We start from the raw sequence: 281 nt of genomic DNA, 5'->3' as shown, positions 1-281 counted from the left end.
CTCCATGTCTTTGTAAAAGCCGCCGTGCGGCATCTGCCAGGATACGATATTCAATGCATAAGCCGTATCTTTGGCGAGATCCCCTGTGGCGAAGTTGCTAATATCCCTGAATTTCTGCAACAAAGAGGACACATCTACAAGGGTAGAACTAGACTTCTGGCTTGGCAACACTTCGGTTTTAATTGTCACTGGGGCGGAGGAAGCATTAACATCGGCAGCAGCGGCATGTGGAGTGACTAATGCGGCAGTGATCATGGCCATAGAAAGTGCAACGGGTATGA

General features: G+C 49.1%; 1 protein-coding gene. It reads right to left on the bottom strand.

The window, feature by feature from the left end; genetic code table 11:
* Window positions 1–281, bottom strand: a 281-nt coding sequence (locus tag AC6UDB_RS07010) for a hypothetical protein (RefSeq protein WP_500709545.1), incomplete at both ends; no start/stop codon positions are given.

The sequence above is a fragment of the Fructilactobacillus sp. X3R2C1 genome, assembly GCF_059901235.1.
This window is presented reverse-complemented; position numbering and strand designations above follow the sequence as displayed.